General features: G+C 62.1%; 14 protein-coding genes and 1 pseudogene. 9 read left to right on the top strand and 6 right to left on the bottom strand.

Annotated elements, in window-relative coordinates:
* The first annotated feature begins 19 nt into the window (after window positions 1-19).
* Window positions 20-1,249: a CoA transferase gene (locus HYG77_RS33960; protein WP_208963985.1), complete on the top strand. Its 1,230-nt coding sequence runs from the start codon at window positions 20-22 to the stop codon at window positions 1,247-1,249.
* A 32-nt stretch (window positions 1,250-1,281) separates the two neighbouring features.
* On the opposite strand, the gene HYG77_RS33955 is transcribed toward HYG77_RS33960, so the two are convergent.
* Both HYG77_RS33955 and HYG77_RS33950 read right to left on the bottom strand, forming a co-directional pair.
* Window positions 1,282-2,454: a CaiB/BaiF CoA-transferase family protein gene (locus HYG77_RS33955; RefSeq protein ID WP_208963984.1), complete on the bottom strand. Its 1,173-nt coding sequence runs from the start codon at window positions 2,452-2,454 to the stop codon at window positions 1,282-1,284.
* On the bottom strand, window positions 2,451-3,299 hold the full coding sequence (locus tag HYG77_RS33950; RefSeq protein ID WP_208963983.1) for an IclR family transcriptional regulator: 849 nt from the start codon (window positions 3,297-3,299) through the stop codon (window positions 2,451-2,453). Before HYG77_RS33950 ends, HYG77_RS33955 begins: the two co-directional genes overlap by 4 nt.
* A gap of 731 nt (window positions 3,300-4,030) precedes the next feature.
* Between HYG77_RS33950 and HYG77_RS33945 the strand changes: the two genes are divergently transcribed.
* The 7 genes from HYG77_RS33945 to fdxA all read left to right on the top strand — a co-directional run bounded on the left by HYG77_RS33945 (window position 4,031) and on the right by fdxA (window position 11,449).
* Entirely contained in the window at window positions 4,031-5,185 is a 1,155-nt protein-coding gene (locus HYG77_RS33945) for an acyl-CoA dehydrogenase family protein (protein WP_208963982.1), read from the top strand.
* A 205-nt stretch (window positions 5,186-5,390) separates the two neighbouring features.
* The gene (locus HYG77_RS33940; RefSeq protein WP_208963981.1) at window positions 5,391-6,377 is read left to right on the top strand and encodes an AraC family transcriptional regulator; all 987 of its coding nucleotides are present in this window, start codon (window positions 5,391-5,393) and stop codon (window positions 6,375-6,377) included.
* Window positions 6,378-7,110: 733 nt separating this feature from the next.
* Window positions 7,111-7,608, top strand: coding sequence for an ester cyclase (locus HYG77_RS33935; protein ID WP_208963980.1), 498 nt, complete (start codon window positions 7,111-7,113; stop codon window positions 7,606-7,608).
* Window positions 7,609-7,729: 121 nt separating this feature from the next.
* Window positions 7,730-8,962 (top strand): cytochrome P450, encoded by a 1,233-nt coding sequence (locus HYG77_RS33930; protein ID WP_208963979.1) that lies wholly within the window; start codon window positions 7,730-7,732, stop codon window positions 8,960-8,962.
* On the top strand, window positions 8,959-9,165 hold the full coding sequence (locus HYG77_RS33925; protein WP_208963978.1) for a ferredoxin: 207 nt from the start codon (window positions 8,959-8,961) through the stop codon (window positions 9,163-9,165). Before HYG77_RS33930 ends, HYG77_RS33925 begins: the two co-directional genes overlap by 4 nt.
* Before the next feature lie 361 nt (window positions 9,166-9,526).
* Window positions 9,527-10,999, top strand: a complete 1,473-nt coding sequence (locus HYG77_RS33920; RefSeq protein WP_208964267.1) for an FAD-dependent oxidoreductase — start codon at window positions 9,527-9,529, stop codon at window positions 10,997-10,999.
* Window positions 11,000-11,131: 132 nt separating this feature from the next.
* Window positions 11,132-11,449 carry a ferredoxin gene (gene fdxA, locus HYG77_RS33915; protein WP_208963977.1) on the top strand — a complete coding sequence of 106 codons (318 nt, stop codon included), beginning with the start codon at window positions 11,132-11,134 and terminating at the stop codon, window positions 11,447-11,449.
* Window positions 11,450-11,699: 250 nt separating this feature from the next.
* Here the strand turns inward: fdxA and HYG77_RS33910 are convergent, their stop codons facing one another.
* From HYG77_RS33910 to HYG77_RS33900, 3 genes are all read right to left on the bottom strand, one after another.
* The gene (locus HYG77_RS33910) at window positions 11,700-11,963 is read right to left on the bottom strand and encodes a hypothetical protein (protein WP_208963976.1); all 264 of its coding nucleotides are present in this window, start codon (window positions 11,961-11,963) and stop codon (window positions 11,700-11,702) included.
* 1,930 nt (window positions 11,964-13,893) lie between these two features.
* On the bottom strand, window positions 13,894-15,735 hold the full coding sequence (locus HYG77_RS33905; RefSeq protein ID WP_208964266.1) for an RNB domain-containing ribonuclease: 1,842 nt from the start codon (window positions 15,733-15,735) through the stop codon (window positions 13,894-13,896).
* 883 nt (window positions 15,736-16,618) lie between these two features.
* Window positions 16,619-17,332: an HNH endonuclease family protein gene (locus HYG77_RS33900; RefSeq protein WP_208963975.1), complete on the bottom strand. Its 714-nt coding sequence runs from the start codon at window positions 17,330-17,332 to the stop codon at window positions 16,619-16,621.
* A 1,760-nt stretch (window positions 17,333-19,092) separates the two neighbouring features.
* On the opposite strand from HYG77_RS33900, the gene mihF reads away from it, so the two are divergent.
* Window positions 19,093-19,410 (top strand): integration host factor, actinobacterial type, encoded by a 318-nt coding sequence (gene mihF / locus HYG77_RS33895; protein WP_208963974.1) that lies wholly within the window; start codon window positions 19,093-19,095, stop codon window positions 19,408-19,410.
* A 74-nt stretch (window positions 19,411-19,484) separates the two neighbouring features.
* Here the strand turns inward: mihF and HYG77_RS33890 are convergent.
* Window positions 19,485-19,827: pseudogene (locus HYG77_RS33890) on the bottom strand (Lsr2 family protein).
* Between the last annotated feature and the right edge of the window lie 30 nt (window positions 19,828-19,857).

Genomic DNA, 19,857 nt, shown 5'->3' with positions numbered 1-19,857 from the left:
TAGATGACGAGGTAGGCGAATGACGTCGCCAGATCCGCACCCGCACCGTCCCGACTCACGGTTAGGGCCGTTGAGCGGTATCCGTGTCGTTGAGAACGCTTCGATCGTCCTCGGACCGCTCACCTGTCAATATCTGGCAGCGATGGGCGCGGACGTGATCAAGATCGAGCCTCCAGCCGGGGACATGACCCGTCGCATAGGCCCATGCCGCGCTGAGGGCATGGGGGCACTGTTCATGACCAACAACAGAAACAAGCGCAGCGTTGTTCTCGACCTGAAGACCCCCGTCGCGCGTGAGGCTCTGCGCCGGATCGTGGATACCGCCGATGTCTTCGTGCACTCGATCCGGACGGCCGCCGCCCGCCGAATCGGCCTTGTTTATGAGGATCTTTCGGCGCGCAATCCGGGCCTGGTGTTCTGCCACGTTGCCGGATTTTCGGACGACGGCCCCTACGGCCCCAACCCTGCTTACGACGACATCGTCCAGGCGCTCAGCGGTCTGGCGATGCTCCAGCGAGTAGTCACCCGCGAGCCACGATACGTCCCGTCGATCTTGGCGGACAAAGTTACGGCGGTCCATGCGGCTTTCGCCATCAGCAGCGCCCTTCTCGAACGCTCACGCACCGGGTTCGGGCAGGCCATCGACGTCACGATGCTCGAGACGATGACCGCGTTCGTCAGTGCCGAGCATCTGTGGGGCCACGCATTCGATCCGCCGCTCGGGCCGATGGGCTATGAGCCGGTTGCCACGGCTGCCCGCCGACCCTTCAAGACCGCGGACGGCTATCTCGCTCTCATGCCCTACTCCGATGCGCAGTGGGTCCGCTTCTTCGAGATCGTCGAACGATACGACGTGCTGGCCGACTCGCGTTACACCACTCTCGCTGGCCGGCAGAAGAACGTCGCACTGGTATGGAACGAGCTCGGAATTGAGCTAGCGAAGCGGACCACCGCCGAGTGGCGCGAAGTCCTCGAGAAGGAGGACATCCCGTTCGCGCAAGTCAATTCGCTCGAGGATCTGCTCGACGATCCCCACTTGGAAGCCACCGGCTTCTGGCGGATGATCAGCGACCCGGACGGCGGGCAACTGCGTGTCCCCGGTGACGGAACTGCCTTCTCACGCAGCGAGACTCCGGGACCGACACCACCACCGCATCTCGGAGCTCACACCCGCGAGGTGCTCAGCGATGTCGGATTGACCCCGGATGAGATCGCCGACCTGGCGAGTTCCGGCGCTTTGGGCGCATAGCCGGACGGCGTCGGCCGAGCGCTCGACTGCGCTCAGCCGACGGCGCCCGCCTCCCGGAGTTCCTCTATCCGCTTGGTCGGAAGGCCGAGTTCGGTAAGAATCTCGGCGGAGTGCTCGCCGACGCCCGCTGCGGGACGGGCGACGGAGCCGGGTGTCCGGGAAAACCGTGGCGCCGGCGCAGGCTGCACCACGCCGTCCACATTCACGAACGCCTTCCTGTGAACGTTGTGCGGATGGCTCGGTGCCTCGCTCATCCGCAGCACTGGGGCGAAGCAAGCATCCGTGCCTTCCAGCAAACGGCACCATTCGGCACGCGTCCGAGTACGAAAGATCTCGGTGAACCGACGGGAGGCCTCCGGCCATCCTTCCGGGTCCCACTGCTGCGGCAGGCCGGAGTCGGTCAGGCCGACCCGATTGAGCAGTTCCAGATAGAACCGGGGTTCCATTGCCGCGATCGCGACGTGCTCGCCGTCGGCGGTCTCGTAGACGTCGTAGAAGTGCGAACCGCCGTCGTTGGGATTGGACTCGCGTTCTTCGACCCACGCACCGCGGCCAAGTAGCTCATACATCATTGTCATCTGATAGGCGGCACCGTCGATCATTGCGGCGTCGACCACCTGTCCGCGACCGGAGCGCATCGCCTCCACAAGTCCAGCCAAGAGCCCGGACACCATGAGCATGCCGCCGCCACCGAAATCTCCCACGAGGTTCAGTGGGGGTGCCGGAGGCAAGGCACGGCGACCCATCGGAGCCAATGCGCCTGCCAGCGCGATGTAGTTGAGGTCGTGCCCGGCGGTGGTCGCGTAGGGCCCCTCCTGGCCCCATCCGGTCAATCGGCCATAGACCAGTCGCGGGTTTCGCCCCAGGCACTCGTCGGGGCCGAGCCCGAGTCGCTCCATGGCTCCCGGCCGGAAGCCCTCGATCAGAGCATCGGCGCTCTCGACAAGGTCGAGCGCGGTGGCAAGTCCGGCGGGATGTTTAAGGTTCAGCGCGATCGATCGGCGACCGCGACCGAGGATGCCGACGGTTATCGAGGACATCCCGCTGCCTTCGGTTGGTCCGGGTATCGCTGGCCGGTCGATACGCACGACGTCCGCACCGAGGTCGCTCAGCATCATCGCACTGAAGGGTGCGGGTCCAACACCCGCGAACTCCAGCACCTTCACCCCGCGCAGGGGTCCGGCCGGAGCCGCATCCGATGTCACCGTCCAGCTTCTTCAGTCTGGGGTCCGCTCAGCGGGCCGACATGGTGGGCCCGTCCAAGGTCCCGTTCTATCTGCATGGCGGTGGCGGCCGCCGCCTCGAGGAGAGTGCGCTCTGTTTCCGAATCCATACTGTTGCTGAGGGCGGATATGTGGATCGCCGCGACAACCGCGCTGTGATCAGCTCGGATGGGAACGGCGATACCGACGACGCCGATGATGGCCTCCTCGCGACTCACGGCGAAGTCCTGCTCGGTGATGCGGTCCAACTCACGCTCGAGTTCCAGATCCTCGATGAGGGTGTGCTCGGTCAACTGCGGTCGGTCACCGGTGAAGAGCCGGCGGCGCAGCTGCCGGTCGTTGGCAGCGAAGAGCTTGCCCACGGACGTCGCGTGCAGGTACAGCGACTGGCCGAGCCTGATGTCTACCGTGACCGGCCGCGAGCCCTGGAACCGATCGACATAGGCGACCCGGCGGCCGAATGGAACAGCGAGGTAGACGTCGTAGCCGGTGTGCCGGGCCAGCTCGCCCAGATGTCGGCGACTGATTGCCCGCACTTCCAACCCGTCGACGATCCGGATACCGAGCCGGATGGCCCGCGGCCCCAACGCGTACCGCAGGTCTTCTCGAACCGCGGCGACCTCGGTCGCCACCATCCGCTTCAGCAGGTTGTGGCTGCTGCTCATCGGTAGGTCGAGTCGCTTACTGATCTCGGTGACCGTCATCCCATCGGGACGGCTTACCAGGAGTTCGAGGACGTCGAACGTCCGCGAATATCTGTCATTGCTGCCCATGAGCACCACCGAGTCGGCTGTTTCCTTCTGCCGCACTGATTCCTTTTGCCGCACAGACCGATGGTAGCGCCACTATTCCGTAATCGGGAAATGATTTCGGATTATGGGCTGCCTCGAGCCGAGGAGCCGGCGAGTTCAAGTTCAGTAGACAAGGAGACCGCCAGTGGGCCTTGACACACGGCACACAGCCTCCTTAGATTCGAAATGTGGAATGATTCTTCGAGAAAGGGGGCCTGCCTCTCAGTGACCACCAGGACGTTGACCGACCGCCAGCGGACTACGAAGAGGCACATCTCTCGATCCACTCCTCCAGCAGTCGGACCGCACATCAAGGTTTGTCGTGAGTCTGCGACGTGCCGGTTGGTCGAACCGCGAGGTGACCGGCACGCTCTCGGCGGAGTTCGTCAGCGCCCTCGCTTCGGGCATTTCATCTAGTTCGTCGAGGGGTGTATCTACTCCGGACAGCCGCACGCCTGGTCGTCGAACACACTTACCGGGACGACGACCCCCGATCGAGCAGCAGCGCGGCACACGGAGGACCCCTAGTCCACATGCTGGGGGCTGAACCGGTACGCCCCCGCGATCCCCGTAGACGAAGTCCTGCGCGCCTCGGGTCATTGCGCCGCGGTGGCGGCGGCCTTGTACAAGATTGACGCAATGGATCAACATAGCCGTCGGCAGAGCGGTCGACATGGCTACGAATGCGGAGGCACCCCTGTAAGCACCTCGACAAATTCCGAGGACCCCGCCAGCTGACCGACTCCGACTCAAGGAACCAGGAAACCGTGATCCCTCGCACCATTTTCTCGACCGAGCATGATCTCTACCGCCAGACCGCCCGACGCTTCATCGCCGATGAAATCCTCCCTCACTACGAGCAGTGGGAGGAGGAGGGGATCGTCCCGCGGCATGTCTGGCACGCCGCGGGCAAGATCGGGCTCCTGTGCCCCTCCGTTCCTGAGGAATATGACGGCGCCGGCGGAAACTTCCTGCACAACACCGTGGTTATCGAGGAGATGGCCCGGGTCGGGGCCACTGCCCCAACCTTCTACCTCCAGTCGGACATCATCGCGCCCTACCTCGTGCACTTCGGTACCGAGGAGCAAAAGCAGCGCTGGCTGCCGCCAATGCTCAGCGGCGATGTCGTCACAGCGGTGGGGATGACCGAACCCTCTGGCGGGAGCGACTTACAGAACTTGCGGACCACCGCCCGGCGGGACGGCGACGACTTCGTAGTCAACGGACAAAAAGTGTTCATCACCAACGGCCACTCCGCGGATCTGCTTGTCCTGGCCTGCCGCACCAATGACGCACCCGGCGCGAAGGGCGTCAGCCTCCTACTGGTGGAGACCGATACCGGGGGGTTCCACCGCGGCCGCAAGCTCGGCAAGATCGGATGCAAGGCACAGGACACCGCCGAGCTGTTCTTCTCCGACCTGCGTGTCCCAGCCGCCAACCTACTCGGCGAGGAGGGCCGCGGCTTCTACCACCTAATGACCGAGCTTGCCCAGGAACGCCTGGTTCAGGCCGTCCGCGCGGTCTCGTCAGCCGAGGCCGCGCTCGGGTGGACGATCGAATACTGCCGGGACCGGTCGATGTTCGATCGGACACTTGCGGACTTCCAGAACACCCAGTTCGTGCTGGCCCAGCTGCACTCCGATGTGCTGGCTCAACGGGTGCTCGTCGATCGCTGCATCGAGCTGCACGTCGAGGGAGGCCTCGACGCCGTCGACGCTGCCAGGGTCAAGATGACCACCACACAGCTACAGGGTCGGGTGATGGACGAATGCCTCCAGCTGTTCGGCGGCTGGGGATACATGACCGAATACCCCATCGCGCGCGCCTACGTCGATGCTCGGATGACTCGCATCGGCGGCGGCTCGATCGAGGTAATGAAGCACATCATCGGCCGCTCGCTGTTCCGAGAAGCGAGGTCCTGAGAAGCCAGTAGAGCGAAATCTTCGACAGCAGTAGGATCATCCTCCGAATGACCTGGCTGAGGTGACCTGAATGAGCGAAATGATGAGGGTATGAGCACACCACTGTGATACATCATGAAGATGATGCAGTCCTCAGCGATCAGGTTCGACAGCGGTGCACGCTCCCCTCAGCGACGGCGTGCGGTGGGAAAGGAGCCGAGCAGAGGTGATTTCTAGCGATACTGATCCATTCACCGGAATCTCCGATCCTCTGACCACTCACGATCTCGAGGAAGCGCGCACCTACATCGACCAGGTTTATGCCTCACATCGCCTCGAGGCGCACACGGACAGACAACTCGATTTTCGGCATCGATACTCGAGATCGGGGCGATTGACGATCGGTCATCTCACCTATGGTGCCGATGTTTCCCTCGATATCGTGCCCACCGAGCAGTCGTATCATGTTTGCCTGCCGCTACAGGGGCGATGTTTCGTCGAGGACGGAGCCGAACGCGCGCAGATCGGTGATGGTCATGCCGCGATCCTTCCCCCTATGCGCTCGCTGAGCGTCCAGTGGACCCCCACCTCGGTACAACACGTCCTCAAAGTGCCGCGGGCGGCACTCGAGATGCAGTTAGCACGGTTGGTCAATCAGCCGATCGACAGTTCGCCTAAGTTTGCCCTCGATGTCGATTTGAAAACCGGCGCAGCTCAAGCCCTTCAGTCGTCGGTCGCTTTCTTGTGGAGTGAGCTCTCGCGTGTTGACGGCCTCTCCACCATTTCCTTGGCCCGTGAGCATTTGGAACAGAGCATATTGACTCAGCTGCTCTTTGCAGTCGACCACCAGTATTCGGAGCTCCTACGCGCGGACGTGCGCCAGCCCCGCCCTAGCAGGATCAGGAAGGTGCTCGACTATATCGACGCCCACCCTGAGCACGACCTGACCACGGCATACCTTGCGGAGATCGCGGGGGTCACCGAGCGGGCGTTGCAGGCAGGTTTCCGGAAGCTAGTTGGGGTTTCCCCGAGTATCTACGTCCGGGATGTGCGCCTCGAGCGCGTCCATGCTGAACTCTTGATGGGTCCTGCATATGGCACCGTAACCGAGATCGCGTCCCGTTGGGGTTTCTATCATTTGAGCCGGTTTGCCGGTCAGTACAAGCACCGCTTCGGTGTGCTGCCGTCTGAGACGATGACCCGATGCCGCTGAATCTTGAGGCCGCGGTCGTCCTCCTCCGAGGTCGATTCCTCTCTTACCGACTGCGCCGGCCGTCCACCGACATGCAGTGAAGCGCGGGTTCGAAACCGAGTTCCCGGAGTTGTTGAGATCTCTGGGTTTGTACGCTGGGTCGTCTGAAAACTCCAGGTTTCCGTGAGTAGTGGCGGCGGCCAGTCGTTGGCAGCGGTGATGGTGGACTTCCCGGCTCGCCGGTGCAGGCGAATCACAGGTATCCTGCAGTGCCGCCACCACCTGGTGGCCCGCTGCCGAGTGTCAGCGTTGCCGTCGAATGTCGCCTGCCGCCCAGTCGATCTGGCCCGAAGGGCGGCTGGGCACTGGACGAGCACGATGAGCACCGCGCCGTGAGACCAGTCCGATTTGTTCGCGCTTCGAGACGGCAACGGATCCGGTACGCGGGTCGGCTAGTAACGATGCGGGTCGATATTGGGAACCGGCGGCGCGGGTGACCTCGCGGATGGGTATCGGATGAGGAAGACACACCGATGATCAATCCCTCGTCGTATGCCGAGCCCCGTACCCGAGACGGAGACACCGCGAAACCGGAAACCCGGCCGAACCCCGCGAACAACATCGACGGGACCCAGGTTCGGAATCAGGATAGTCCAGCTTCGCAGTCGGGATAGTGACGCAGAGCACATAGACGTACGGTCATCGGCAAGGGATCTTCGCGATCCAGACTTCAGATTCGAAAGGTCGAATATCGATGACTGCCAGCGTTGCTAAAAAGTGGACTGATGCCGAGAGGATCGAGGCTCAGCGTCAGTGCGTCGAACATCATGTCGCTCTGGAGAATGCCGGCGAACAGAGTCGAGTTCTGACGGAGACTTTCGCTACCGAAGGGGTCTTTTACGACGTAGTCCCCGGCGTCACCCATTTCGAGGGGCTTCAGGGCGTCGCCGACTTCTACGACATGCTCTTCAGCGTGCTCCCAGATATGCACATCAAGGTCACCCACACCTACGACGTTCCTGGATGTTGTGTTCGCGAAGGTGTTGTGACAGGAACGCATTCGGCCGAGTTCGCGGGGGTACCGGCCTCGGGCCGATTCATCTCCTTCCCCTTCTGCGGTCTATACATTTTCGGTGACGACCCGACCAAGCTCATTGCCGAACGCGCCTACTGGGACAACGATGGACTGCTTCGCCAGATGCGAGGCGAGGAAGACGCCCCCGACGGAACTCCCTGGGACAACTCGCAATAGGCAGAAGCGGCTAACACGCCAGGCGAACTCAGGTCCTGTAGCCGAATCTTTCATTTTTGGCGTGGTCTTCACCGACGCAGCTACGTCGGCATACGAAAGATCCTAAAGCGAAGGAGTAACAATGACCGTAGACGACAAAATCGACCGTCGCGACTACTTCAACGATTTCGACCTCGACGCACCCGATTTTGCGGAGAACTACGAGGAAGTCCTGGGCGAGCTCGTGGCCAAGTGCCCGGTAGCGCGAAGCAACGTCGCCGGCGGCTACTGGGTAGTGAGCCGATACGAGGACGTCCGCAGGTGCGCGCAGGACTGGGAAACATTCTCCAGCGAGGGCGGATTCGAGCCCGGGCGAGGTGGTGAGGATGGTGGCGCAAAACTCTATCCCGTCGAGCTCGATCCCCCGTATCAGACGCGTTGGCGCGGGGCGCTCGGCCCCTATTTCAATCCCCGAGCGATCAAATCGCGCACCGAGAGCATTCGGGAGCAGATCACGGACCTCATCGACGGGTTCATCGAAAAGGGAAGCTGTGATTTTGTCGACGAGTTCGCGGCCCAGCTGCCCGGACGCGTATTCTTTGCAACGTTCCTCGGCGTTCCTCTCAGTGAGCTGCCCTACATCCAGGAGGCCACGGACGTAGCGATGCGTGGGCCGATGGACCAACGTCCGCAAGCGTGGGGACAGATCGCGGAGTTTCTCGACAAGTACCTCAAAATGCGAGAGAAGGAGCCGCCACGCAACGATTTTGTCGACGTGATCCTGGCCGGAGTACTCGACAAGGACGGTCAACCGTGCTCATGGGAGCACAAGCTGTTCATTCTGATCGATTTGCTTGCCGGCGGAATCGGAACGACCACCTACCTGCTCGCTGGAATGGCGCATCATCTGGCGACTCACCCCGAGGATAAGGCGCGTCTTGCGGCAGATCCCTCGCTGCATCGCGGTGCCATCGAGGAGTTCATCCGCTATTACGCGTCCATCGTTGCCTTGGGACGGACGGCAACCCGCGATACCGAGGTGGCGGGTCAGAAGATCACCAAGGGCGAATTCCTGATGCTCTCGTTCGCTGCAGCTTGCCGCGATCCAGAGGTGTTCGACCATCCGCACGAGGTGGACATCGATCGCCACATTGCGGTCAACCCGGCATTCGGGTCATCGGGACCGCACCGCTGCATTGGATCTCACATCGCCAGGCTGGAAGCCGCTGTCGCGTTGGAAGAAATTCTTCGCCGCCTTCCGGATATCGCCATGGCCAGCGGGGAAGAGCCGGTGTACAGCAACAGCACGATCACTCGGAACATGGACAAGCTCCCATTGGTATTCACTCCCGGACCAAGAGAGGTTAAGCAATGAAATACGTCGTTGATGAGGCGTTGTGCTCCGGCCAGGGCCGCTGCTATGCGGTCGCTCCCGAAGTATTCGGCGAGGACGACGACGGCTACAACAAGGATATCGGTCGGGCCGTCGAGGTGCCTCCCGGCCTCGAGCAAGCAGTAGAGGATGGGGTCGGAGTCTGCCCGGAGCAGGCGATCAGGGTGTTCGCCAACCTTCCCTGACACAGTCACATCGGTCGCCGAAAGTTACGGCATCTCCTCCCTCGGTGTCCTCGGTCAAGCGGCACCCCCTCGGGGCGCGTATTTGACCGCGAGAGCGGCCGGACTGTGCCGAACATCCTGAATGCCAGTAGGTAGACCATGAAGGTGGTTGCTGATCGGAGGGGCATCGCCGACCAGGTTGTCGTCGCGGACGACGACGGTTGCCCAGTTCCAAGGCCGTAGAAAACTATGCAGTGCCGCCCCGCGTGCCTCAAGACGCAGCTCCGCCTACCGACAATCCGGAAGCAAGGCCCAATCCGCCGTTTGCGGGACCAAAGTGACTAACCGCCCACAACACCAACGAAAGGCCAGCCAAGCAGACATGAGACCGATTGCACGTATTTCAATCATCGGAGCTGGTCCCGCCGGTATCTACGTGGCGGATGCCCTTGCCAAGAGCGATGTCCCCGTCTCTATCGACATCTTCGACCGGCATCCAGCACCGTACGGACTGATCCGGTATGGTGTGGCGCCGGATCATCCGCGCATCAAGAATATCGTGAAGGCTCTGCACGAGGTACTTGAACTACCGCAGGTTCGATTCCTAGGAAATGTCCAATACGGAGTCGCCATCGATCTCGCGGACCTTCAACACCGATACGACGCTGTGGTCTTCGCGACCGGCGCAAACAAAGACCGTGACCTCGATATACCCGGTATCGGTTTGACCGGAAGCTTCGGCGGAGCGGAGTTCGCGTCGTGGTACGACAGTAGTCCCGACGCCCCCCTGGATTGGACGCTCGCCGCCGAAAGTATCGCGGTCATCGGCGCCGGCAATGTCGCTCTCGACGTCGCCCGGATGCTCAGCAAGACAGCAGACGAGTTCCTCAGCACGGAGATCGCCGACAATGTCTATCGCGCTCTGAGATTGTCGCCGGTTCGTGAAGTCCACCTCTTCGCTCGGCGTGGACCTGCACAAGCCAAGTTCACTCCGCTCGAACTACGTGAACTCGGCGAGTCACCGAACGTCGAGGTGATAGTAGACCCAGCCGACATCAAATATGACGAAGCTAGTCTCGCAGCGAAAGAACAGAATAGCCAGATACGCATGGTAACCAGAGAATTGGAGAAGTATGCAACCAAGCCCCGTGATGATCGACGCCCACGCAAACTATACCTGCACTTCTTCGAGAACCCCGTCGAGGTAATCGGCACCGAGCGCGTCGTGGCGCTTCGCACCGAGCGCACGCAATACGTCGGCGACGGTGAGACGGCGGGAAGCGGCGTTCACACTCAGTGGCCGGTACAGGCGGTGTATCGGTGCATAGGATATCGCAGCACCACCCTGCCCGGTTTGCCATGGGATAACAACGGAGCCGTCGTACCCCATATCGCAGGTCGGGTGATTGACCATCATGGTGGCGCGCTTCCCGGTATCTATGTGAATGGCTGGATCAAGCGAGGTCCCGTTGGCTTGATCGGGCGGACTCGCAGCGACGCCGCCGAAACCGTGAAGAGCCTACTCGAGGACCTTGCGGTGCTACCGAGGGCAGTCGATCGTGAGCCGAATTCGATTGACGCGCTCCTACTATCGCGTCACGTGCAGTACACGACCTGGAGTGGATGGCTTCGCCTCGACGCACACGAGCGTGAACTCGGAGCACAGTGCCACCGAGAGCGCGTGAAGATGGTGGATCGCGCAGCGATGATCGCCATCAGCGGTGTCGATCAGGACAGCGTCTGGGGTTTGACCACTGGAAATCTTTCCGTCATCGGCTGTTCGGCGTCGGATGGTGGATCGCGCGACCCGGCTTGCACCTCCAGTATCGAAGCCATCATCGGGGACCCACGCTGACAGTCACCTGTCGCGGTCACACCAACATCGTCAGCAATCGAATCAGTTCACTGACGTTACGTAACCGAAAAATCGGACTAGATCCTCCGCACGCGATATCGCCCATCCCGATTCACCGAGAGTGAGCCAGTTGTGCCATACGTAGTCGCCGAGCCCTGTGTAGATGTACTCGACAAGGCCTGCGTTGCAGAATGCCCAGTTGACTGCATCTACGAGGGCGCACGCATGATGTACATCCACCCCGACGAATGCGTCGATTGCGGCGCTTGCGAACCGGTATGTCCCGTCTCGGCAATCTTCTTCGAAGATGACGTACCCGAGGAGTGGACCCGTTACACCACTGCTAACGTTGAATACTTCACCGAACTCGGTAGCCCAGGCGGCGCCGCGAAGGTTGGCCCGACTGCCTTTGATCCCGAGTTCGTGAAGGCTCGGTTATCCGCTTCTTGATCCTGGTCCTGCGCGTTTCACGGACAGACAGGTGGAGCCCCAACCAGTCGCCGAACCTGATTATCGGCTCGTAAGACCTAGATTGGCGCGAATTTCGAATGATTCACGGGCCACCTAGTCCAGATTCCGTAGTTGTTGACTAGCGGCCGGCTCTTGGGGACCTGCACCCGGTGCCGGGCACGCATCCGCAGCCGCCACGCGCCGTCCTCACCGCGAGCCTCCGCCGGCAAGCTCCGGCTGTCGCCCATTTCTAGAGTTGCCGCAGCGCATCCTGCGGGGCCTCGCCCTGGTCGACCGCGAACCCCAAGAACCCCCGCACCGCGGCCAGCACGGCGTTGATCCGCCGCGGTCCACGCACCACATCGGCGCCTGGACCGGCCAACACCACCGACGCGCCCGGTCTGCCTCGATCAGAGGGAGTGTGCCGCAGCCACAAGATGAATGTCCCCAGTCGGTCGGCGGCTGTCCGCCAGTCCAGGTGTGCCAGTCCGCACCACGTCAAGTAGAGCGACACCGCTCCGGCGTAACTCTTGGTCGTCGACTCGGCGTCGTCGCGTCCGAACGCACGTATCGCAGATACGCATCTGCGACCGCCACCGTCCGCAAATTGTCGTCGATCACTGTCCAGTACCGGGTACCTGAGGGAAGCTTCACGGGAAATGGTCGCAACTCTCCACCTCCTGCGTCGATCATGACCGCCGGAACACGACAGCCACCTGACCGACACGGGGTGAGAACCCGTTGCCCACCGAAGGACTGGGTCACCTACAGCAACAGTCAGCAACACCGTCCAGACCCGGAGGGAACCCCGCATAGTGCCCGCGCCGATGATGGCTCCGGACTCGTCGAACCGGCAAACCATGAACGACTTGATGCGGATCCACGGCAGCGACCGTTGTCGCGACAGGACCGCCGTCGTCCTGCACGTACCTGACCTCGACCTCTCCGGTCCTGGGCACGCATCCAGTGTTGTCCCGAGTGACACGAAACCTGGAAAGTGACATGCGAGTGACATGAAATTTGGAAAGTGACACCGCTCCGCGGAACCTACAAAAAATGTGTCCGATGCCATTTAAGGCGAGGTGGGAGCGGCCCGTTGACCTGGGATGCCTCAACAATGTGGCAGAGCGGCCCGTTGACCTGGGATGCCTCAACAATGTGGCAGAGCGGCTCGCTGATTTCCTGCCACATTCTGGAGGTAGCCGTCCGCCGGACGGGGCGGCGCGCAGCCCAACAAACGCGCGGGTCAAGCCATGTGAGAATTCCCGTCGGAGTGTCAGTAGCAATTCCCGTTTCGATGTCAGTGGCCGAGTCCCACCCGGGGATGACAGCATCCGGCGCTGCACTCTCCTCGACCAGGACGGATGCATCAATTTCTTCCTCCATCCCATTCCCCAAAGTCAACCTCAACGCCCGGACAAAACTGACATCGAGTGGGAAAATCCGCTGACGCAGATGGGAAAAGCCCAGTTCACCGCACTGACATCCCGACGGAAGTCTCACCTGTCACTTCACATTGTGAAGTGACACCGGAGATGTCCAATCGGACCAGGTAGTTGTCCACCGCTTTGCTGCTGGAATGCCGGGCCAGTGTGCCAAATAACCTGTCAATGATCGAAAATCGTCGGTCTCCGTGCGCGTCGCGAAAGACCCAGCGGGAGCCGTCCTCGTGTGGGAATGAAGGGTCTGGGCCTGCGGCGATGACAGGGCAGCGAGCGCGGTCGGGGCTTTCATGAGGGCGGTCGTTCGGTGGCTGGACAAGCCCGTAGGCACGATTGGACAAAAAGGTTGTCAATTGGACAACTCGCCTGTCACTTCACACACATTGGCAGAGGACAAATGTAGGTTCCGGCGCTTCATGTCGGCAGCGCAGTCCGTTGACCTGCGTATTTCCATCGCTGTGTCGGTGCGGGATTCTTACCATCTTGTCGGATCCCTCAATCGCCTGTACAGGCGTCGCTCTGCCATCCAGTTCTCTGAGCTGCGAAAACGCGCCTGGTTAGGACTCCCTACCGACACGAAATGTGGAAACCGACACGTCACCGACGCGAAATCTGGAAAACCGACACCGAAATGTGGAACCTACAACAAAATGCACTCGGGGCCCTCTCCATGGCGTCGCTCCGTGTCACTCATGGTTTGTGCGCACTAGGCCGCGATAATTTCAATTATCGCACCGTCGGGCCCGAAACCGCACGTCAGCGCGTTTTTGCTCTGCAGCGTGTCGGTGCACCTCGGTACCCTGGCGTCGGTGACGATCGAACCGGTGAACGAGGCCACGAACGGCCTGTAGCAGCACCCCGCGGGGCCCGCGCTACCGGAGGAGGTGGCGGCGCGGATCGCTGGCGCCATCCAGCGGCTGTATCGCTGCCCGGAGCCCCAGAACGAGACCTTGCTACGGACGGCACTGCGTATGTTCGAACGAATCCGCGGATAAGATCGATCTACGGGTGTGATTGAGCAGGCGACGCCTCGTCGAGAAGCGAATCGATAAGATACTCTGCCGCAGCGGTTTTCGCTTGCGTCTTTGTTGTTCCGCGGCCAGTCGCCGTGTGGTCCCGGTAACGGACTTCGCATGTGAACACCGGCGCGTGGGCGGCGCCCTCCACCGTTACAGCCCACTGTGGGGAGGGATGCCCGTGGTGTTGCGCATGGCTGAGCACCCACGCGATCGGATTCTTATGCGCTCGTTCCCGCTGTTTCGCCGCCTGGACCGAATCCGAATCTCCGTTGCGCGCTGATGCTGGTCGCGCCCGAATCCCTGCGTGCGTGGTGCTCAGGGGAACTGCTTGCGGCTCGTCCCGCAGCGGGGAGTCCGCCTCCGGATGGCTCTCTCCGGCTGCGATCGCCTGGGTTAGGCCCCATGCCGCGTCCTGCTCGGCTCGCTTCTTACTGCCCGCGGTTGCCCACGGTCCGCGGACGTCGCCCACTCGGAGGCGGGCAGCGTATACCGGGGTGTGCGAGGGCCCACGGTGATCGCTGTCGATTTCGGGTTTGGGCAAATCGGGATGGGCTTGTAGCCACATCGACACGACACTCGGCCCGAATTCCGGGTGCGACTGCGATGCCCAGTCGAAGACCTCGGATCGGATCGGTGCCCAACTCTCCGGAGCGTCGAGCAACGTCACGATGGTGGTGACCGTTACCTCGTCAGCCTTCATTCGGCGGCGGAGCTCGGTGACTACTTCACCGATCGGGTCGCGTGTGGTCGCGGCCGCCAGCACCTTCGCCCACCGCTTCGAGTCGAGACCCTCGAGTTCACCGGCGGCGACGACCTGCGCGGTCACCTTCCGATCGAGTGCCTTGAAGTGTGCTGCCTTTTCTTCCCGGTCCGCGGCGATGCGCCGGTTGATGTCGACGGCGAGGTTGCCGAGTTGTTCGGTTGTGTACGGGGCAGGCGCGGAGTCGAGGTGGGCGAAAATTACCCGCTGAGTGATCAGGTCCGACACTCTGCGCAGCGGCGACGTCGCGTGCGTGTAGGCCGCCAACCGAAGCCCGTGATGGCCGTGCACCGTCGGGGCATACGTGGCAGCACGAAACGACGACTGCAGACGCGAACGCAGCTTCTCGAACAGCACCGGATCAGTCATCGCCACCGCCACCTCCGCTGCAAGGTCCTCGGTGCTGCCCGCGGTCACCGCGCTGCGGTGATTGCGAAACAGGACCGGGAGATCCTCCCGCACACACCACATGGCGATCGCCTCGTTGGCTGCGATCATCATCTCCTGCACGATCACATACCCGACCGTCCGCACGTCGGATGGAATCGGTGCGATTCCCCCTTCCTCGGTGGAACGCCAGCCATGCGTGAGGTCGTAGAGCGCGAAGGCACCGGACCGGCGACGCCCCTGAAGCAGCACCTGCGCGGCGTCATTCGCAGCTTTCACGCACTTGTGTAGCGGGTCGTCGACTGAACCCAGAATTTCGGTGATCTGCGCGTGATCGACCGCGACGCACCGGCCGGCAGGCACCCGCCCGCGATCGACACTCACCCCGGACACAATCCCGTCCGCGGACAGAGCAGCCTGGACGCGCAGTGTGGATCTCGCCGCAATCTCGGTCAAGGTTGCCGCTTGCTCGGTGTCGCGGCCAAGCATCGGTACCGTCCGTCGGGAAAGGTACTTCGATTCACGGCGCAGGAAAGCCGTCGCATCAGCCGCGGAGCCTAGGGGCACGACGTCCGCGACGCCGGCGATGTGCACCTCCAGCTTCCACCCCGAACCGTCGGCGAGTTCGGTTACCGCGAACGCGTCATCGCGGTCGAGGGCCTCGGACCGATCAACCATCAACAACGGCACACCGCTATCGGACACTGCGCCTCCTCGAGAAGTAATCGGCAGCGACACTGCACCAGGAACCATCAGTACCAGCGATGGACATCAGTGTCGATCACCTCTTTCCTTCGACACGCCCGCCGATCCGGCTGGCATTGGGGCGTGCCAGGTCAAATTTCGTCGAGGCACTTCCGTCCCGGCAGTTCTGGTTGACGGGACGTCTCCAGTGCCGTGCCTGGTCTCCTGGCCGATTAAGTACCCGGTGTTGCCCGGTCTGACGGGCACCGGCCCGCGACCCCCTACGTACCGGAGCATCCTCCCGCGTGTATCGACGTGCCCGAACAGCACGAACAAGACAACCACCTCGCTCACAACAGTAGATTCGATCTAACACCCGGCGCGATACCGTGAGGTAAGGCGCGCCGTGCATTCGGTGAGCATTCACGTGGCCAACATTGGTCCAATCGACCTGCACGGCCCGGAAAGCCACAGCGCACTCCGCATCGAACTCCTCCACTGAGCAACCCCATAGCCGCGAGGGGTGGGAAACGTCTTCTGTGAGGAGGATTCGGCCATGACTGTTCGTGGGCAGATGCCACAAGATGCGCCTGGACCAGGCGAGGCGCACCGTTCCAGTCGCCTTCGACCCCTTCGATCTGCCGATGCACCGCGGATTGTCGATCAGGCGGTCAACCCGGTGTGAGGCTAGTTGCAGAAATTGCGCAGGACGTGAATCCGCTGTGTGAGCACCGCCGAGTAACGCGAATCCTCCTCCGAGTGGCGGCTTCGTCGACATCCGGCGGCGCGGAAAAGCCTCCGTGCCGGGTCGACCCGAAAGGGTGACCATAGCGGAGTTGCCGTAAATGCATCCCCCTCGGCGCAAGGAACTTCGTTCTCAGCAGGAGTGCAGGACCTGGCTCATCGCGTCCTTCTCTGCCTGCGTCACCCACAACCGGTACAGGGCCTTGACGTCGATCTGCCGCGAGACGTAGGTGCATCGGTAGCTCTTGTTCGGCGGCAACCAGGATGCGGCGTCGGAATCGGACTTCTTCGAATTGGTGGGGCCGTCCACAGCTTGCAGGTTCCGCGGGTCGTTGGCCAGGTCGCGGCGCTGCTCCGGGCTGAGCTGCTGGGCGCCTTTCTGCCACGCATCGGACAGGGCGACGACGTGATCGATCTGCACCGCGGTGGAGGTGTCCTGGCCGCGGACGAAGGCGATGATGGTGCCGGTGTAAGGGTCGTGCAGGGTGCCGGTCGCCACCACGCAGTCCCGGGTACTGGCTTTATAGGTGAGGTCCACCAGGTCGCGGCGCAGGATGTCGTTGCGGGTATCGCAACCGTTGTGGCCGCCCTCGACACCGTTGTCGTCGGACCACGACGGACCGAACTGCTCACGGGTGTACCCGGTCTTCGGGGCGCGACCTTTCACCGCCAGGGTGTCGAGCTTCGCCAACGCCGGTGCCGCATCAAACCCCACCAACGGGACGGCCGGCGCGTCCCCGAGGGAGCCGGTTCCAGGGTCCGCATCAGCAAGGGCCGAGCACCCGGTCAAGCCGAGCGCGGTGACCGCACCGAGGGCGAGCAGAGCGGACCGGGGACGACGACGCATGTGGCAGTTCTCCTGTTACCTGTGGGACTGAAGTGGCACACAAGTATGGCGTGGTCCACCGACAGCCCTTGTCGCCTGTCCGACGGAATGCCCACGTCACCCGAAACGTCACCGCTGAGACCAATTGGCCAGCAAGCTCCCACCACAATCGCCGAACCAGATATCCGCCCACCTTGCCCAACCGAACAACGCAGTTCGCCACCCGCCACACCCAGCCTTCCCCATCGACTCACACCAGCATCGCCGGTCCGCCCGCTTCTTCAACATGCTTCTGACCTCGGACACAGAAATCGGCTCCCGGCTGGTGGAGAAGCGTCACGGTGGTGGATAATAGAACATATGTTCGAGAACTGGCAGGCAGTGCACGACCCAAAGCCATGGCGCAGCGTAGACCCACCCCGGCCGGTCACTGTCGACCTAGCTACCGCGATCGCGCACGGCGGCGGACGCCTCGCTCACGACCTCCCGTTGCGAGTCCGCGCCGACGGGCTCAATCTTGACGTCCACGTTCCCGGCGTGCTGCACGCCTGGGCGCGCACATCCCGCGGAGCCTGGCTAGGAGCCTGCACATTTACGATTCCTACCGGCAACAAACTCGGCTCTTTGAAGGTCACGCAATGGTGCCCCGCAACGGCAATCACACCCCGGGAGCCGGACCGGCACAGATGAATCCAGCACTCCGCACCAGATCACACAGTCGCTCCGCCACCACTCAGCAGCGATATGACCGGATGAGTTGGTCGGCGCCGGGGACGCGATGCAGCGAAAAGACGCATCCACCCAACGCCCGCATGAAAAGTGCTCAACCAGCCGGACAGTCCAACGCGCGCCTCGCCACCGACAGCGGCCGGCACACCCCACAAATCAAGCACGCAGTCGCCGACATTAAGTGAAGCGGTCTGACTACGAATCCGGCGGAGCATCCGGTCGTTGCTCTGCGTCAGGCCATTTCGCGAGCTTCACACGATACAAACACGGAATCTTCCGTTCATAGCCGTCTTTCGTGACACAGCGCTCCCCAACGCCCACACGACAATGCGGGCACGGAATGTGAACAACGAACTCGAATGGGTCCATCACTCACCTCCACCGACGCCACCTGATCACCCGCACCGACACCTGACATCGCGAATCATGCCGTACCCACCATGTACACACCACCCCGCACCGTCGGGTATCCACGTCGGGCGCATCCGACCGCCGCATCGCACAGGAAGCCGCTCGACCGCGGCCACCACGAATCGCCTCAACGAAAACCACACGGCCGCGCCAACGTACCCACGAAGTATCCCTCCGAGATCTTCCGGCAGGAGATGAGTGAGTGCAGCATCGACTCGCCAGCTGACCAACGAGCAAAGACACCTGGCGTCAGCGTCTCGATAGCACCCAGATAGGAGGTGCCCGCCGTTTTGCGGTGTCTCGGCCGTAAAGCCCTACAGTCAGTCAACACCAAGCTATTCGGCGCCCGCCCGGTTCACGTCCGCGCGAACAAGTACACAGTCAACGGCGCAACGCTTTTCAACCAACTTGATCCCGACCACAGTGCGTGATGACTTCCTGCGCATCTCACTCCCACTCGGAAGCGAAATTGCTTCAGGGCCATTGACTCTCCCCCGATCCGGCAACACCCTCCGACCCCCGAATCGACCACCAAACTGTAGGACTCAAGCCGATCACTACCCACGCTTGTCCGGGCCACCTGGCACTATGGCGAACAGCAGCCAGACGAACTGGCTGAGCGATGCAGCAAGGAGCACCACATGGCATTACCTGTATTAACTGCAGAACAACGCGCTGACGCGCTGGCGAAGGCAACCGAAGCCCGCAAAGCGCGTAGCGAACTCCTCTCAGCCGTGAAGGCTGGAGAGCTCACGGTGGCCGCGGTACTCGCCAAGGCTGAAACGGACGAAATCGTGAAGAAGACGAAGGTGTCGGCCTTGCTGAAGGCACTTCCCGGTGTCGGATCAGTGAAAGCCGCGAAACTCCTCGAGGAACTGTCGATCGCCGAGACCCGCCGGATCGGCGGACTCGGAGCGAACCAGCGCCAAGCACTCATCGAAGCTTCCACAGCTTACTGATCGGACAGCCGCGCGGCCTCCAGCCAAATCCGAATACCCTGGCTGGAGGCAGTGGCCGAGTACACGCACAAGTATCAGTGCGCTGCGTTGTACGCCTCCTCGAGCTGGGCAGGGATGCGTCCACGCGAGGACACTTCATATCCCTGGGCCGTTGCCCATTCCCGAATGTCCTTTGCCCGCTTTCGCCCATTCGATGGAGCCACTGCCGCAGTCGACCGACGCTTCCGCCCGCCAACGCGAGTTGCATGCTCGATGTAGTAGTTGAGAGTGCTGTGGAACTCCTTGGCGTTCTTGGCCTTCAGGTCAGTTTTCGTAGTCGACACCGTTAACGGAAAACGCAATGGTTTCACCCTTGCCATTTTTGATCGGTGTCCCGTCGATGTCGTCGAGGCGTTCGACAACAATTTTGCGCGCCACAGTTCCACTCCTTCATCGTCGATTCCCGGC

Source organism: Rhodococcus sp. ZPP (assembly GCF_017656075.1).
GTDB classification, from domain to species: domain Bacteria; phylum Actinomycetota; class Actinomycetes; order Mycobacteriales; family Mycobacteriaceae; genus Rhodococcus_F; species Rhodococcus_F oxybenzonivorans.
The sequence above is the reverse complement of the archived record's forward strand: the minus strand, read 5'-3'. Positions and strand labels throughout refer to the sequence as shown.

Coding starts and splice junctions, on each gene's coding strand:
- HYG77_RS33935 (WP_208963980.1), top strand. CDS start 7,111: ATGACTGCCAGCGTTGCTAAAAAGTGGACTGATGCCGAGAGGATCGAG.
- HYG77_RS33905 (WP_208964266.1), bottom strand. CDS start 15,735: ATGGTTGATCGGTCCGAGGCCCTCGACCGCGATGACGCGTTCGCGGTA.
- HYG77_RS33900 (WP_208963975.1), bottom strand. CDS start 17,332: ATGCGTCGTCGTCCCCGGTCCGCTCTGCTCGCCCTCGGTGCGGTCACC.
- HYG77_RS33920 (WP_208964267.1), top strand. CDS start 9,527: ATGAGACCGATTGCACGTATTTCAATCATCGGAGCTGGTCCCGCCGGT.
- HYG77_RS33960 (WP_208963985.1), top strand. CDS start 20: ATGACGTCGCCAGATCCGCACCCGCACCGTCCCGACTCACGGTTAGGG.
- mihF (WP_208963974.1), top strand. CDS start 19,093: ATGGCATTACCTGTATTAACTGCAGAACAACGCGCTGACGCGCTGGCG.
- HYG77_RS33925 (WP_208963978.1), top strand. CDS start 8,959: ATGAAATACGTCGTTGATGAGGCGTTGTGCTCCGGCCAGGGCCGCTGC.
- HYG77_RS33930 (WP_208963979.1), top strand. CDS start 7,730: ATGACCGTAGACGACAAAATCGACCGTCGCGACTACTTCAACGATTTC.